Annotated in this window: 20 protein-coding genes and 1 pseudogene; 17 read left to right on the plus strand and 4 right to left on the minus strand. The window is 55.4% G+C overall.

What is annotated here, in order from left to right; all coding sequences use genetic code 11:
- The 6 genes from VAE48_RS07615 to ptsP form a co-directional block, all read left to right on the plus strand.
- Nucleotides 1-700 (plus strand): dihydrolipoamide acetyltransferase family protein (locus VAE48_RS07615; RefSeq protein ID WP_322792721.1); only part of this gene is annotated, 700 nt, incomplete at its 5' end.
- 20 nt (nucleotides 701-720) lie between these two features.
- Nucleotides 721-1,197: a PTS sugar transporter subunit IIA gene (locus VAE48_RS07620; protein WP_322792722.1), complete on the plus strand. Its 477-nt coding sequence runs from the start codon at nucleotides 721-723 to the stop codon at nucleotides 1,195-1,197.
- A gap of 66 nt (nucleotides 1,198-1,263) precedes the next feature.
- Complete coding sequence (locus VAE48_RS07625; protein ID WP_322792723.1) at nucleotides 1,264-1,560, plus strand: PTS sugar transporter subunit IIB; 297 nt, start codon at nucleotides 1,264-1,266, stop codon at nucleotides 1,558-1,560.
- Nucleotides 1,561-1,562: 2 nt separating this feature from the next.
- The gene (locus VAE48_RS07630) at nucleotides 1,563-2,969 is read left to right on the plus strand and encodes a PTS galactitol transporter subunit IIC (RefSeq protein WP_322792724.1); all 1,407 of its coding nucleotides are present in this window, start codon (nucleotides 1,563-1,565) and stop codon (nucleotides 2,967-2,969) included.
- A gap of 72 nt (nucleotides 2,970-3,041) precedes the next feature.
- A complete protein-coding gene (locus VAE48_RS07635) occupies nucleotides 3,042-3,332 on the plus strand; it encodes an HPr family phosphocarrier protein (RefSeq protein WP_322792725.1) in 291 nt (96 codons plus the stop codon).
- Nucleotides 3,333-3,350: 18 nt separating this feature from the next.
- Nucleotides 3,351-5,093: a phosphoenolpyruvate--protein phosphotransferase gene (gene ptsP, locus VAE48_RS07640; protein WP_322792726.1), complete on the plus strand. Its 1,743-nt coding sequence runs from the start codon at nucleotides 3,351-3,353 to the stop codon at nucleotides 5,091-5,093.
- A gap of 140 nt (nucleotides 5,094-5,233) precedes the next feature.
- Here the strand turns inward: ptsP and VAE48_RS07645 are convergent, their stop codons facing one another.
- From VAE48_RS07645 to VAE48_RS07660, 4 genes are read right to left on the minus strand one after another with little or no spacing between them, the layout of a single operon-like run.
- On the minus strand, nucleotides 5,234-5,617 hold the full coding sequence (locus tag VAE48_RS07645) for a YlbF family regulator (RefSeq protein WP_322792727.1): 384 nt from the start codon (nucleotides 5,615-5,617) through the stop codon (nucleotides 5,234-5,236).
- A complete protein-coding gene (locus VAE48_RS07650; RefSeq protein WP_322792728.1) occupies nucleotides 5,610-6,008 on the minus strand; it encodes a YlbF family regulator in 399 nt (132 codons plus the stop codon). The genes VAE48_RS07645 and VAE48_RS07650 overlap by 8 nt, the downstream gene beginning before the upstream one ends.
- Nucleotides 6,009-6,061: 53 nt before the next feature.
- Nucleotides 6,062-7,051, minus strand: coding sequence for a SufB/SufD family protein (locus VAE48_RS07655; protein WP_322792729.1), 990 nt, complete (start codon nucleotides 7,049-7,051; stop codon nucleotides 6,062-6,064).
- 25 nt (nucleotides 7,052-7,076) lie between these two features.
- Entirely contained in the window at nucleotides 7,077-7,826 is a 750-nt protein-coding gene (locus VAE48_RS07660; RefSeq protein WP_322792730.1) for an ABC transporter ATP-binding protein, read from the minus strand.
- Between the two features lie 336 nt (nucleotides 7,827-8,162).
- Here VAE48_RS07660 and VAE48_RS07665 point away from each other — a divergent pair, with 336 nt between their 5' ends.
- From VAE48_RS07665 to VAE48_RS07715, 11 genes and pseudogenes are all read left to right on the plus strand, one after another.
- On the plus strand, nucleotides 8,163-8,369 hold the full coding sequence (locus tag VAE48_RS07665) for a 4Fe-4S dicluster domain-containing protein (RefSeq protein ID WP_322792731.1): 207 nt from the start codon (nucleotides 8,163-8,165) through the stop codon (nucleotides 8,367-8,369).
- Between the two features lie 14 nt (nucleotides 8,370-8,383).
- Nucleotides 8,384-8,740, plus strand: a complete 357-nt coding sequence (locus tag VAE48_RS07670) for a hypothetical protein (protein ID WP_322792732.1) — start codon at nucleotides 8,384-8,386, stop codon at nucleotides 8,738-8,740.
- A 74-nt stretch (nucleotides 8,741-8,814) separates the two neighbouring features.
- Nucleotides 8,815-9,123 (plus strand): metalloregulator ArsR/SmtB family transcription factor, encoded by a 309-nt coding sequence (locus VAE48_RS07675; protein ID WP_322792733.1) that lies wholly within the window; start codon nucleotides 8,815-8,817, stop codon nucleotides 9,121-9,123.
- 9 nt (nucleotides 9,124-9,132) lie between these two features.
- Nucleotides 9,133-9,606, plus strand: a complete 474-nt coding sequence (locus tag VAE48_RS07680) for a thioredoxin family protein (RefSeq protein WP_322792734.1) — start codon at nucleotides 9,133-9,135, stop codon at nucleotides 9,604-9,606.
- Nucleotides 9,603-10,280, plus strand: a complete 678-nt coding sequence (locus tag VAE48_RS07685; protein ID WP_322792735.1) for a cytochrome c biogenesis CcdA family protein — start codon at nucleotides 9,603-9,605, stop codon at nucleotides 10,278-10,280. The genes VAE48_RS07680 and VAE48_RS07685 overlap by 4 nt, the downstream gene beginning before the upstream one ends.
- A gap of 20 nt (nucleotides 10,281-10,300) precedes the next feature.
- Nucleotides 10,301-10,765 (plus strand): hypothetical protein, encoded by a 465-nt coding sequence (locus VAE48_RS07690; RefSeq protein ID WP_322792736.1) that lies wholly within the window; start codon nucleotides 10,301-10,303, stop codon nucleotides 10,763-10,765.
- Complete coding sequence (locus tag VAE48_RS07695) at nucleotides 10,762-11,331, plus strand: thioredoxin family protein (RefSeq protein ID WP_322792737.1); 570 nt, start codon at nucleotides 10,762-10,764, stop codon at nucleotides 11,329-11,331. The genes VAE48_RS07690 and VAE48_RS07695 overlap by 4 nt, the downstream gene beginning before the upstream one ends.
- Before the next feature lie 167 nt (nucleotides 11,332-11,498).
- The gene (phnD, locus tag VAE48_RS07700; RefSeq protein WP_322792738.1) at nucleotides 11,499-12,443 is read left to right on the plus strand and encodes a phosphate/phosphite/phosphonate ABC transporter substrate-binding protein; all 945 of its coding nucleotides are present in this window, start codon (nucleotides 11,499-11,501) and stop codon (nucleotides 12,441-12,443) included.
- On the plus strand, nucleotides 12,430-13,890 hold the full coding sequence (locus VAE48_RS07705) for a HAMP domain-containing protein (protein ID WP_322792739.1): 1,461 nt from the start codon (nucleotides 12,430-12,432) through the stop codon (nucleotides 13,888-13,890). Before phnD ends, VAE48_RS07705 begins: the two co-directional genes overlap by 14 nt.
- Entirely contained in the window at nucleotides 13,844-14,509 is a 666-nt protein-coding gene (locus VAE48_RS07710; protein ID WP_322792740.1) for a response regulator transcription factor, read from the plus strand. The genes VAE48_RS07705 and VAE48_RS07710 overlap by 47 nt, the downstream gene beginning before the upstream one ends.
- A gap of 157 nt (nucleotides 14,510-14,666) precedes the next feature.
- Nucleotides 14,667-15,108: pseudogene (locus VAE48_RS07715) on the plus strand ((4Fe-4S)-binding protein); the annotation flags it as partial.

Raw genomic sequence — 15,108 nt, forward strand, 5'->3', positions numbered from 1 at the left:
TTTTCAGGTGCTGCCGCTGGCCGGCATGCGCCGCACGATTGCCCAGCGCCTGCAAAAGAGCGCGCAGGAAGCCCCGCATATCAATCTTGAAATTCGTGTAGATGTCACCCGCGCCGAGGCCTTGCGCGCCAAAGCCAACCAGCAGCGCGGCGAGTGGCAGCCCAAAGTCAGCCTGACGGCCGTGCTGGCCAAGGCGTGCGCCTGGGCACTCAAACGCAATCCCTATCTCAACGCCTGGCTGCAATCCACCCCGCAGGGCGAGCAGATCGTCCTGATTCAGCAGGTCAATCTGGGCATTGCGGTGGCGCTGGATGAGGGGTTGATTGTGCCGGTTGTACGGCAGGCGGAAGAGAAAGGGCTGCTGCAGCTGGCGCAGGAGATGGAAGACCTGACCAAACGGGCGCGAGAAAACCGGCTGCGCCCGGAGGAGGTGATGGACGGCACCTTCAGCATTTCCAATCTGGGCATGTTTGGGGTAGAGCGCTTTACGGCAATCATCAACCCGCCGCAGGTTGCCATTCTGGCAGTGGGTGCGGTGCGCAAAGAAGTGATTTCCGATGAAAATGACCAGGTGATGATTCGCCCCATGCTGACGCTGACCCTGTGCGCCGATCACCGCGTGGTGGATGGGGCGGTGGCGGCCGCCTTCCTGCGCGATTTGAAAACCGTGCTGGAAGACCCGCAGTTGATGGTGTTGTGAGTTTTCAGGAGAAATTTCGAATGGGCATCTCTGCTGACGTAAAAATTCCCTTGGAAGAAGAAAATATCCTCCTGCTTCCCGATCCAAAAGACGCCAGGGAAGTCATTACCCGGCTGTCCAGTTTATTGGAAAGGAAAGGTTATGTCAAGAAATCATTTTGTGAAGCGGTTTTGGAGCGGGAGTTGAGTTTGCCAACCGGTTTGGAGCTGGAAGGGGAAGTACATGCCGCCATACCCCATGCGGATGTCGAACATGTCAACACGCCTTCGGTTGCTTTGGCGGTTTTAGGTAAACCGGTTGTATTTCGTTGCATGGTAGAGCCAGAGAAAGAGCTGCCGGTTCGATTGGTTTTTCTTTTGGCGATGAACGAACCAAAGAAACAGATTGAACTGTTACAGCAAGTTGCAACGATATTACAGGATGCCGCATTATTGGACAAATTGATCGCGAGTAATTCTGAAAGGGAGGTGATGGAGGCATTAGGCATTGAGGTGTGACACAGATTATTTTCGAGAATGGGCTGTGCATTACTCCTAAAAATCACGAAGGAAAAGGAGGTCAGGTTGAATCAACAAAGGATCAAACGGATTTTGGTGGCATGTGGGACGGCAATTGCAACATCCACGCTTGTTGCAGTTCTCATCAAAGAAGAAATGGCAAAACGGGGTATTCAGGTAGAAACTCGCCAGTGTAAGGCCACAGAAGTGCCCAGTTACTCGCAGGATGTGGATTTGATTGTTTCTACAACCCCCGTTCCGACCAACCTGGGAAAACCGGTGATCCAGACATTGGCATTTCTAACCGGTGTTGGGAAGGAAGACGTCTTGAATCAAATTGAGAAAATATTGAAGGAGGTGTAAAAATGGATGCTATTTTAGCTGGCATAAAAAGCCTGTTTGACACCCTTGGCGCAACGGTCATGTTGCCCATTATCATCTTCATCATTGCAGTCGTCTTGGGCGCAAAACCGGGACGGGCTTTTCGGGCGGCAGTCACAATTGGCGTTGCCTTTGTTGGTATCAACCTTGTCATCGGTTTGCTGTGGAATACCTTGACGGAAGTCGCTCAGGCAATCGTAACCAATACGGGTATCCGCCGCGATGTGGTGGATGTGGGCTGGCCGTCGGCGGCTGCCATTGCGTTCGGTTCATCGGTTGGCTTGTGGGTCATACCGATTGCCTTGATTGTCAATATTGTGTTGCTGGTTACCCGACTTACCCGCACCCTTAACGTTGATGTATGGAACTTCTGGCACTTTGCCTTCATCGGCTCGCTCATCGTTGCCCTGACCGGTAACCTTGGTTACGGTTTGATTGGGGCTGCTGTCGCTGCTGCCCTGGCGCTCTTCTTTGCAGACTGGACGGCAAAAGCCGTACAATCTTTCTATAAACTGCCCGGCATTTCCATCCCTCACCTGACATCCGCTCCGATTGTGCCGATTGCGATAGTCGTCAACTGGATCATCGAACGCATTCCGGGTCTGAAGGATATTGACATCAACACAGATACCATCCAGAAACGTTTTGGGGTTTTTGGTGAACCGGTAGTGCTGGGTCTGGTGATCGGTTTGGTGCTGGGCCTGATCGGTTTTTACAATCTGACCGGTGGTTTCTTTGTTGTCCTGGGTAAAGTTTTGGGAACGGGTATTTCCCTGGCAGCGGTCATGCTTTTGCTTCCTCGCATGGTTTCAATTCTGATGGAGGGCTTGATTCCGGTTGCCGAAGCAGCCAGAGAATTCATGCAGAAGCGGGCTGCCGGACAGGAAATCAACATCGGTCTCGATTCGGCAATCCTGATCGGTCACCCGGCTGCAATTTCCAGCTCTTTGCTGCTGGTGCCGATTGCCATTTTGCTCTCGGTTATCCTGCCCGGTAATCGTGTCATTCTCTTTGCAGATCTGGCGGTCATTCCATTCGTCGTTGCAATGACGGCACCGGTTCTGCGAGGGAATGTTTTCCGCATGGTGGTTGCGGGAATTATTACACTTAGCCTGGGTTTCTACATTGCTACTGCAATGGCACCGCTCTTCACACAGGCTGCAGTTGCCTCCGGTTTTGCTTTGCCTGAAGGCGCTGTGCAAATTACCAGCATTGCCGATGGTTTTCTGTGGACGCCCTACGTGTTTGTCCAGTTGACCGGTCTGCTGGGTGTGATTGGTCTGGTGGTAATTTTGGCTCTGGTTGGCGCGGGAATTTTCCTGTTCAACCGCAATCAGCGGGCCTGGGAAATTGCTGCGGGTGCCCCTGCCGAAGCAGTATCGGCTGACTAAGATATAGTAAAATATGAGATGAGGGGACTGCAACAAGCAGTCCCCTTTTACTACGAACCCATGGAGCAAAAGATGATCTCTACCACGATCACCATTGACCATCCCGCCGGACTGCATGCCCGCCCGGCCGCCCAATTTGTCAAGACGGCGGCGCGTTTTCCCTGCAAGATCAGCGTGCGCAAAGTCAATTCCGAAAAGCCGCCTGCCAACGCCAAAAGCCCGCTCAGCGTGCTGACGCTGGGGGTCAACCAGGGCGATGCGGTGGAAATCATCGCCGAAGGTGAAGAGGCGCAGGCCGCCGTTGAGGCGCTGGTGGAACTGGTCAAAAGCAATTTCGGCGAAGCCGCCCCGACCCATTCTTGAAGCGAGAGGAAACTGCCCATGCCGCGTTATCAAGGATTACCCGCCTCACCCGGCATAGCCATCGGCCCGGCGCTGATCTACCGCACCGAAAAGGTTGCCTTCACCGAAGAGCGGGTGGACGACCCGCGCATCGAATGGCGGCTGCTGGAGCAGGCCATTCGCAAAGCGCATACCCAGTTGACCGCGCTGGAAGAGCGGGCGCGCAAAGTGGCGGGCGAGGAGGAAGCCGCCATCTTTGAAGCGCACCGTCTTTTTCTTGATGATGAAGAACTGCTGGAAAAACTGCGCGGGCTGGTGCTGGAAGAGCGCCTGAACGCCAAAGCCGCCGTTCACCACGCCTTTGAGCAGTATGCCGAAGCGCTGCTGGCCCTGGAGGAGGAGTATTTTCAGGCACGGGCGCAGGATTTACGGGATGTGGCTCAGCGGGTGATGCGCTGTCTGGAAGGGGATGGGGAGGAGGAACGTCTGGAAAACAGCGCCGAACCCATCATCCTGGTGGCGGAAGATTTAACGCCCTCGGACACCATCCGCTTTGACCGCGAGCAGATTTTGGGGATTGTCACGGCGCGCGGCGGGCCGACCTCGCACACCGCCATTCTGGCGCGGGCAATGGGCGTGCCGGCGGTGGTCAGTGCGCCGTTTGACCTGAACGACATCCGCAGCGGCACACTGGCAATTTTGAACGGCAACAGCGGCACGTTCAACGTCGGCCCGACCCTGCACGAGCTGGAAGTGGCGCGCCGGGAAAAAGAGGAATGGGACGCCCGCCGCCGGGCGGAGCTGAGTCAGGCGGAGCAGCCGGCCATCACCAGAGACGGGGCATTTCGGGCGGAAGTGGTTGCCAACATCGGCAGCGTGGAAGATGCCGAACAGGCCATCCGCTTTGCCGCCGAGGGGGTGGGGTTGTTCCGCACCGAGTTTTTGTACCTGCAGCGCAGCAGCATGCCCTCGCTGGCCGATCAGGTGCGCGCCTACCGGCGGGTGTTCGAGGTGATGGGTGAGCGGCCGGTGGTGGTGCGCACGCTCGACATCGGCGGAGATAAGGAAGTGCCGTATCTGGGGACGGAAAAGGAACCCAATCCGTTTCTGGGCTGGCGCGCCATCCGCATGATTCGCGAGCGGCCGGACGTGCTGGAAAATCAGTTCTTGGCGCTGCTACAAGCCGCCGGGCAGGTGACCGCCGAAGGGGTGCGCTGTGACCTGCGCATCATGCTGCCGATGGTTTCTTCGGTGGCGGAGGTGGAGCGGGCGCGCGAGATTTACGAGGAAGCGTGGGCGGCCTTGCAGGCGGAAGGCAAACCGCTGCCGGAGAAGGTGCAGTTTGGCATTATGGTGGAGGTGCCTTCGGCGGCGCTGCTGGCCGATCACTTTGCGCCGCTGGTGGACTTTTTCAGCATCGGCACCAACGACCTGACCCAGTACACCCTGGCGGTGGACCGCACCAACGAGCGCGTTTCGGTGCTGGCCAGCCCGTATCACCCGGCGGTGCTGCGGCTGATTGAAATGACCATCGGCGCGGCGCACGCGCACGGCAAATGGGTGGGGCTGTGCGGCGAGCTGGCCGGCGACCCGCTGGCGGTGCCGCTGCTGGTAGGGCTGCATCTGGACGAATTCAGCATGGCGCCGTCGTCCATCCCGACCATCAAGGATTTGATCCGCCGCTGGACGCTGCCGGCGTGTGAGGAAGTGGCGCGGCAGTGTCTGCAATTTTCGCTGGCAGCGGATGTGATCGAATATCTGAAAAGTCAGACCCCCCGCTAAAACTCCCTGATCAGTTGCCATTGGCTGGGGACAAACGATCTCTCCTTTGCAAGAGGAAACGCCGGGTAGCGATGACCGGCGTTTCCGGTTTTCTTTTCATCTACCGCCGGTTACCCCAGGCGGTCTTTTCCTCAGTTTCGCTACCAGCGGCGGGTCAGGGAAGCAAAGTCCAGCCCAATTTCCTGGCTGATGTGCTGATTGACCTGTCTGACCAGCGCAATGTAGGCTTCCCGGCTGTATTCGTATTCTTGAATCAGCGGATTTTCGGCAACCTCCACCTGTAATTGTTGCAGCCGCCTTACATCTTCCTCGGCTGGCTTACCGCTCTGCTGCTGAGTTTTGACTTTTTGCTGTGCTTCTGCCAGCCGGTTCAACAGGGAAAGGGCTTGCTCATCATTCATCAGGTTTTGTTCGGCGCTGCGAAAGCGGGCAAAAGCTTCCGAGTGGGTCATCTGTTCAATCAGATTGTGTAATGCCTCGTCCAACAGTGCCGGATTGGTGTCAAGCGGTGTTGCGTTATCCACAACAGCCTCCTCTGCGGCAGACGGCCGCAAAATCCAGTCCCAATGCTTCCGATAGGGTATCTCCCTGATTTTGCGCCAGGGCAAGCAGATCGTTTTGGGCTTCCAGATAGTGTTTTACGGATGGCTGCTCATAAAAGATTTGTTCAAGCCGCTTAATTTCGGCCTGATCGGCTTCACTGACCGGGCTGGAAAGGCGCTGATTTCGCACCTCTTCCTGTTTCTGGCGCAATTGATAAAGGGTTTGCTGGGCAGTTTCGTCTCCCAAAAACCGATTGTAGGCATTGACAAAATTTTGATACTGCGGCGTGCTCTTGAAGACCCCGGCATATTGACGGGCTGATTCCAGCACAACCGAGGTGGGGGTGAGCTCCAGTTCGTTGTACGGTTCCATCAAAATTACTCCTTTTTCGTTGATTAGTTCGTTTCAGTTTGTGAAAAATTTTCTCATCCGCGAATCATGGCGCGGATGATTAAGTCCACCGCTTCGTCTTCATCCAGCCCGCGTGCCATCAGCGTTTCCAGCTCGCGGCGGTTGACCGTGCCGATGGCGGCTTCATGGGTCACCTGCGCCTGAGCGTGGGTTACTTTCACAATCGGGTTGTTGTGGGCAATCGCCTCATCCCGGACGATTTCGGTGCAGTCCATATGACCGCGTGCCCGCGGTGCGTTTCCTTCGGTGAAGGTGGTCACCTCGCTCACGGCTTTGTCCTTCACCGCAATGCGGGTTTTGGTCAGGCTGTGAGCATTTTCGCCGTTCAGGCGGATGCTTTCCTGGACGCGAATATGGTCATCCTGACTGCCAAAGGCTTTGGTGGCCAGCTCGGTCAGGGAACTTGCACCTGCCTCAATGTGGTAGTCCATCACCAATTTTCCGACCCGCCCGCGGGTAATGTTAAAGTGACTGGTGAGCTGCCCGCCTTCTTCAATTTTGACCTCTGAAACGGGATAGACCTCAATGCCTCCGTTCTGCCCGTGGTAATGCTCCTCGGTATAGGTCATGCTGGCATTTTTACCAATATGAATGCGCGCGTTCATGCGGTGTTCGACCCTGATGGCGTTCGGAAAGGAGCAATGCGCCAGAAACTGAACCTGCGCGTGGTCGCCAATTTGATAATCGGCTTCAATTTTTTGTATCCCCTCGCTGGGTAATACCCCAAAACATAAATGCACCGGATGCTTCACCTGCGTGCCTTCATCCACCACTACCGAAACGCGCACGCCGTTTTCAATGGGCTGGGACTGCAAGTGAACGCCGGGAATGGAATGAGAAACCAGCACCTGATCGCCGCTGACCGCCAGTGTGGCAACTTCCGGGGCCTGGAAAGAAGCCGGGTCACCGCCGGCCTGGTGGTAAGCCTCCATCAGTGCCTGTAATTCACCCGACCAGGCCGGTGATTGTTGTTGCATCGCGTGAGATTTGGTTGAATTGGTCATTGAAATAACGCTCCTTGAATGAGCATCAGTTATCCGAAGGGGATTGCCACGGTTGGGAACCCAGTACGCTCAGGTGCGGCTCACAGCGTCCGCGGTAGTACTCGGTGGCCTCCTGAGGACTGCCGCTGAAAATAATACTGCCAAAGCACATCAGCGAAGCACTGTCGGCAATCTCCACCAGTTCCGGGCGGTGGGTGATGAGCAAAACACTGCTGGATTGATTTGCCATTTGCCGAATCAGACGGGCAATTTCCTTGATGGACAGCGCATCAATGCCCGAATCGGGCTCATCCAAAATGGCGAAGCGCGGTCGCATGGCGAACAAAGCCGCCAGTTCCACCCGTTTTCGCTCCCCGCCGGAGAGCGTTTGATCAACGGCGCGATAGCCGTAGGATTTTGGCGGCAGCGAAACCGCTTCCAGTGCAGCAATGACTTTTTCTCGATTCGGTTCACCGGTACCGAGCCCCACATATTTGCCCACCGGCAAACCCTCAAAGCGCACCGGCTCCTGCCAGGCCAGCGAAATACCCAGTCGGGCGCGCTCGGTGATGCTGGTTTGCGTAATATCTTTACCATCCAGCAAAATACGTCCGCCGGTGGGGGAGTAACCCTCGCAGCCCATCAGCGTATAGGCGAGGGAAGATTTACCCGAACCGTTGAGGCCCAGCAGCGCATGAATCTTGCCCGGATAAAAAGCCAGGTTGATGCGGTTGAGGATGGTTCGGTTGCCTTTTTGCAAAGACAGGTTTTCAACAATTAAGAATGGCTGCTCCATAAGTTTTCCTCTTTGGTTTTTGGGCGCTCTCCGGGTTGCAGTGAAGAGAGAGCACTGAAAATAATTATTTGGGGGAAGATTATTATATTCAATCCTTTGAATATAATACTCCAATTGTTGCATAAAACAAATGTGACAATTATCACTTTCAGGGATGATAAAAATGTGTTAAATTGTATTCAGAATATTGAATGTATTGAAAATCCAAATTATGTGTAAAAAATGTCGCTCCCACTGCGGTAGTGCGTATCAATGCCCCAAAAAACCTCCATAGACCAACGGCATGATTGGATCATTGCACTTTGTTCGGTAACTTAAGTGATTCGGAGGTTTAAAATGGCTCAAAACTGGTATCCCATTATCCATGAAGATTTGTGTGCTAACTGCAACACCTGTGTGGATTTCTGTCCCAACGGCGTATTCGTTGCCGGGGATTTTCACCCGATGGTCGTCAAGCCCGAAAATTGCGTGGAATTCTGCCGGGGCTGCTCCAAAGTATGCCCCAATGACGCGATAACTTATTTCGGTGATAATCACAACTAAATCAGGAGGTCACCATGGCACAAAAAGGTTTATTGATGTGTGTTTGTCAGGGCACCTGCCCTTCTTTTCAACAAATGAATATCTTTGAAGTCGGCAACGCCATACGACGTGAAAATCTGGTGGATTATGTGGCCATTCATCCGCAGCTTTGCTCCACCGATGGGGATAAATTTCTCACTACCCTGCTGACAGGCGATATGACCGACAAACTGTATATTGCCGCCTGCGACCCAACCATGCAGGTCAAAATGTTCCGCGATGCGCTGGAAGCCGCCGGTTTCGACAAGAACAACATCCGCGGTGTAGATATCCGCAACATGAATACCGAACAGGCAGTTGCAGCCATCAAGCAAATGGTCACGGCCGAGTAAGCCTTTTTCTGGCGCGGCAGGGGGAAAGCCATGCGTTTCTCCCTGCCGCATTTTCAAGTGAACTCGAAACGGACATGAATTATCAACAACTGGCCGAGTTGTTTGGAGCGCTGGCAAATCCGGCCCGCTTGCAAATTCTCTTCCTGCTGGTGAAGAAACCCCTGTGTGTCAGCGACCTGTGTCACTGCACTCAGCGGCGGCAGGCTTACATCTCCCAGCAATTGATGGTGCTGCGCTCGGCCGGCATAGTGGAGTACGAAAAATCGGGCTGGAAGGTGTGTTACCGCCTGGCCGATACTTGGCAGGCCGAATTCGTGCGCCATTTCTTTGAAGAACATTACCACAATAATAATCTCAATGTAACTCACATCACCTTTCGATGAGGTTCCATCATGCCAAAACAATCGCAACGCTCCCGCACTGCAGCGCGTCAATCGGTTTCGGCTGTTAATCGTTATCTTCTGCTTGCCGTGATTGTGCTGCTGGCGGGGGCGGTGTTGTGGTTCAAAAATCAGGCAAAGCCCGTTCCTGCCGGGCTGGATGAGCCGGCTGAGGCGCAATTCGATCGTTATTTACAGCAAAAACAGCCCATGCTGGCCTTCTTTCACTCCACCGATTGTCATTCCTGTGTGGAAATGATGAATCTGGTAGCGGAGGTATACCCCCGGTACGAAGATTCGGTGGCGCTGGTAGATGTGAATGTGTATGACTCTGCCAACCAGAATTTACTGCGGCGTGCCCGCATTCTTTCCATTCCCACCCAAATTTTCATAGATAAAGACGGAACGGGTAAGGTCATTATCGGCGTGATGAGCCGTGAACAATTTGAACTGGAACTTCAACGACTGGCGGATACTTCCTCATGAACATTGATCCTTTATTGTTGCAACCGGCTTCTTTGATTGGCTACTTTCTGGTGTTTTTTGGCGGGGTGTTGACCAGCGTCGGCCCCTGCAACGTTGCCATGATTCCCTTGATTGTTGGAGTGATTGGCGGCAGCCATCAGGTCTCACGCCGCCGGGCATTTTCCATCTCGTTTGTATTTGCGCTGGGACTGGCGCTGACCTTTGTGATGCTGGGCGTGGCGGCTGGGCTGGTGGGCGGTTTGCTGGGCGGCAGCACCCGTTTCTGGTACTATCTGGTAGCCGTCGTGTGCTTTTTGATCGGTCTGCAAATGCTGGGTATTCTTCAGTTGCGCGCGCCGGACTGGTTTGGGGGCCTGCGTGAAAAAGTAACCGCCCGCGGTCTAAGCGGGGCTTTGCTGTTGGGGCTGGTTTCCGGGCTGGTGGCTTCACAATGTGCCACACCGGTGCTGGCAGCCATTCTGACCTATGTCATGGCGGAAAAAAGCGGTATTCTGTACGGGGCATTGTTGTTGTTCATTTACGCTTTGGGGCGGGGTGTGCCGATTGTGCTGGCCGGCACCTTTACCGGTGTACTGAAAAGCCTGAATGCCATTGCGCCGCTTTCGGAAAAACTGGAAAAATTCGCCGGGGTCATTCTGGTGGGGGTTGGTTTGTACTTTCTGTACATTGCCTGAGCGGGAGAAGCATTCCGAGAATGAACGAAGCAAATCACACAGTCACGGATGGACGCTTTCGAATCAATTCCAGAATAGCTGGCGGGTTGGTATTTGTGCTGCTGGTTGCGGCAGTGCTGGCAGTGAAAGCCCGGCAGGAAGGCTGGTTCGTTCCCGAACCGCCGCTCGACCTGCCCAATCAACCAGTTTTGCTGCTTTTCAATCGCTACCGCGGCTGTGAATGTGCGCTGGATGTGTATGAGGCCGCCGAGTGGCAGGTCAGGGGCTGGCCGGAGGAAGCGCGTCTATCCGTGCCGGTGCTGGTCATCAACCTGGATCGGCAGAAGGTGTTGGGCGAACGTTATAAAGTACACCGTGCGCCTTCTTTAATGCTGTTGGATGCGGCCGGCAATGTGGTTTACCGGCAAAACGAAGTGGTAACCGACGATTTACCGCTGGATTTGGAAACCTTTGAGCAGAAAATTCGGGAGATGCAAAAACCATGAGCGAGGAATTGTACTGGCAATCCGACCTGGAAACAGCCGTGAAGCGGGCGCGTGGTGAAGGAAAGGGGGTTTTGCTCCAATTCCACCGCGAGGATTGCGCCGGCTGCAAGAAACTGTATGCCCTGACTTATGCCGACCCGCAGGTACGGCGGGAGATGCAGCACTGGTTCGTTCTGCTGCGCGCCGATATTCTCAAAGACCGCGCCGTGCGTTCCCGCTACTCTGCCTACTGGACACCTTCTTTTTATTTTCTCAATGGGGCGGGTAATGCGCTTCATTCCTTCAACGGTTATCTGAATGTAGAGGACTTTCGGGTTTTGTTGCGGTTGGGAAAAGCAGCCTTAGACCTGCCGCGAGGCCGTTATTTTGAGGTGATTGACCTGATGGACGATGGGCTGGCACTCTTTCCGAACAATCCACGGGCGGCGACCATGTTATTTGTGCGTGGCATGGCGGAATACCTGATCGGTAAGGAGAAGAGCAGTTTTCGCGGCGCCATGAGCGAAATTCTGGAACTGTACCCCAACAGCCTGGAAGCGCGCATGTGGCCGTGGATGGAGGGGTAGCTGCGTTTTTGGAGAATGTGCTGGCAGGCAGGGGGTGGTGCAATTCCTGCGTCTAAAGACCGCGGAATTTATCCCATTCAGTACCGCTTTTCTGTGCGGCATTGCAGAGAGTGGACAAGTTCGATACAATTCAGGAAGAAAGAAAACCATCCGACCCTTATTAAAAGATGAAGAAAATCTGGCTGGTATTCCTGGTTTTACTGCTGACCGGCTGGCTGCCTGCCTGCGGGATGGAATCCACGCAGACGCAGTCGCCGGAAGCCTATGTGGATTTATCGGTGAGGCAGCCGCTGCCTACGCTGGTACGCGAAGTACCTCCTCTTCGTGTAGCCGTTGCTTCGGTGGTTTCTCCAAAGGGCACGGTGCAATCCTACAATGACTTGCTGGAATATCTTGCCGGTCGTTTTAACCGGCCGGTGGAGCTGGTTCAACGCCGCACGTATGCCGAGACCAATCAACTGATTGCCGAAGGGCAGGTAGATGTGGCATTCGTCTGCACCAGCGCCTATCTGGAGGGGTCGCAGGCTTTTGGCATGGAACTCCTTGCCGCTCCACAGGTGGGGGGTGAAACGGTGTATTATTCCTTGCTTCTGGTGCCGGCCGACAGCCCGGCCCAATCCATGGCCGATTTACAAAACGGCGTTTTCGCCTTTACGGATCCCATGTCGTTGAGCGGGCGCGTCTATCCTACCATGCTGGTACGTCAATTGGGTTATGACCCGCAGACCTTCTTTTCACGCATCTTCTTTACCTACAATCATGACGAAGCCATCCGTGCGGTTGCCAGCGGGCTGGCGGATGGGGCGGCGGTGGATAGTCTGGTTTATGAATTTGCCGTTCAGCGTGATCCGCAATTGCAAAAAAAGGTCCGGGTCATTCACCGCTCGCCGCCCTTTGGCATCCCGCCGGTGGTGGTCAGTCCGCTGGTGGATGAAAACTTGAAACGTGAATTGCAGAAAGTGCTGTTGGATATGGCGTTGGACCGGCAGGGCCAGCAGGCGCTGGCCGAAATTGGGGTTGAACGCTTCGTTCAAATTGAACCGGCGGCTTACGAAAGCGCACGCCGACTGGTTGAACAGTATCAGCAGGAGGGCGAAGGTGACTCGGATTAGCCGCTGGGTTGCGCAGTTTTGGGCGTTTGCCGGGGCGGTCAGCATTCGCACCAAAATACTGGGTCTGGCGGTGGGGCTGGTTTTGCTGGCCGGTGTCAGTAACACGCTGCTCACCCGCCGGGTGCTGATCGAGAACATGCAAGCCCAATTGCGCGATCAGAGCGTATCGGTTGCCCGCGATCTGGCGGCGCGTGCCGCTGAACCGATATTGCTGAACAACCTGCTGGCGTTGCAGGACCTGCTTTTGGAAACCCAAAGCAACAACCCTTCCTTTCAATATGCATTCATTGTTGACCCGCAGGGACAGATTCTGGCTCACACCTTCAACGGCGGGTTTCCGCTGGCGTTGATTGAGGTCAACGCTGCCGGTAGCGATGAGCATCACCATACGGTGCTGCTGGCTACCAATGAAGGCACGGTCTATGATACGGCTGTCCCCATTTTGGACGGCAAGCTGGGTGTTGCGCGGGTGGGGCTTTCCACCGCTGCGGTGCAAAACGCGTTGGCGCGGGTGACTTTTCAAGCCGTGGTCAGCACGCTCATCATATTACTGATCGGTTTTCTGGTTGCCAGCCTGCTGACTCACATTCTTACCCGTCCAATCGTCGAACTGGTGCAGGCTACCCGTCATGTGGCGCGCGGGGATTATTCGCTGGCGGTGCGTCCCTGGGCCAAGGATGAGCTGGGCAGTCTGGCGCAGGCTTTCAATCAGATGACCGGTGATCTCAAGCAGATGCAGGAATTGCGCGCCGAACGGGAGCATCTGCAACAGCTGCTGCTGGAACGGGTGATTGCCGCCCAGGAAGAAGAACGGCGGCGGATTGCGCGCGAATTGCACGACAGTACCTCGCAATCGTTGACTTCGCTGCTGGTAGGGCTGCGTACACTGGAAGCCGACTGCTCAACCATTGACCAGCGCAAGTTGGGCGAATTGCGTCAGATTGCCGCCCAAACCCTGGAGGAGGTTCACCATCTGGCAATGCAGCTGCGCCCGCGCGCTCTGGATGACCTCGGCCTTTCGGCGGCTTTGGAACGGCTGGTTTTCGAATGGCAGTCGCGTTTGCACATTCCCATTGACCTGATGATTACCCCCGGCGCTCAACGGCTGCCCCCGCCTATTGAAACCGCGCTGTACCGTATCATTCAGGAAGCGCTGACCAACATTGCCCGGCATGCCTCGGCACAATCGGCCAGCATTCTGGTCGAGCGCCGTCAGAATACGGTGATTGCCGTGATTGAGGATAACGGAATTGGATTTGACCCGCTTAACCATTCCAACCACCAGCGCATCGGCATTCTCGGCATGCAGGAGCGCGCCAAGCAGCTGGGCGGGCAGTTGAAAATTGAAAGCAGCCAGGGACACGGCACCAGTATTTTTGTGGAAATTCCGGTGGATGACCATGAAACCGAATTCAAGCGAGAAGAAACGCATTCTGCTGGCGGATGACCACGCCATTTTACGCTCCGGTCTGCGGCTGATGCTTTCCAGTCAGCCGGACTGGGAAGTGGTGGGAGAAGCTGCCAGCGGGGCTGAAACGATTGAAAAGTGCGAACAGCTCCAGCCGCATCTGATTCTGCTGGATGTGAGCATGCCGGGCGGCAGCGGGCTGGATATTCTGCCCGCCTTGCGGCGGGTTGCGCCGGGGGTGCGCATCCTGATTCTGACCATGCACGACGATAAACACTACCTGCAGGAAGCGCTGCGCAGCGGCGCTTCGGGGTATGTGTTGAAAAAGGCCGCCGACACCGAATTAATTACGGCCATTCAGGCGGTGTTGAAGGGGGAATTTTATGTGCATCATTCGATGATGCGTTTTGTGCTGGAAGAAGTGCTGGACAGCCAGCCCTCGCCTTCGGACGAGTGGGAGCAGTTGAGCGAACGGGAACAACAGGTGCTGCAGCTGGTAGCCCTCGGTTACACCAGCGCCGAAATTGCCGAGCAGCTATCGCTCAGCCCCAAAACGGTGGAAACCTACCGCGCCCGCGGCATGGAAAAACTGGGCCTGCGCAGCCGCGCGGCGCTGGTGCGCTACGCCTTACAGCGCGGTCTCATTTCCCCTTCCTGAACCGAACACCATCCCCCAATCAAACTTTTCCTGACATTCTGATCCAAATCAGCGGGATTTTCCCGCTTTATTAATGGCTGCCGAAAGGCTAGGCTTAAGCGTGGATGGATACGAGTCCCTTCCGCTGTAATTTTCCCCTACCGAAAGGAGAGCGGTAATGGCTGATGATCAACAAGCAACCCGAATTTCCCGGCGCAATTTTATCAAAATCATGGGGGTGGCTGGCGCGGCGCTGGCTTCGCGCCGTTTGTTGAACGGCCGCCCGGTGCGCGCCGACCGGCCGGCTGCAGCAACGGCTGAATTGCCACCCCCGCCGGCTAAAACCGAAGCCGATGTGCTGCTGCGCATGCAAGAGGAACTGGCGCGCGCCTTGAAAAAACCGCCTGCCGAGCGGCGCTGGGTGATGGTGATTGACCTGCGCAAGTGCGTTGGCTGCCATGCCTGCACGATTGCCTGCGTAGCCGAGAATAAACTGCCGCCCGGCGTGGTCTACCGTCCCGTGATTGAGAAAGAGATTGGTACTTACCCCAATGTTTCTCGTCTGTTTGTTCCGCGCCCGTGTATGCAGTGCGAAAAACCGCCCTGCACACCGGTTTGCC

This window comes from Bellilinea sp. (assembly GCF_034432615.1).
Classification (GTDB): domain Bacteria; phylum Chloroflexota; class Anaerolineae; order Anaerolineales; family Anaerolineaceae; genus Bellilinea.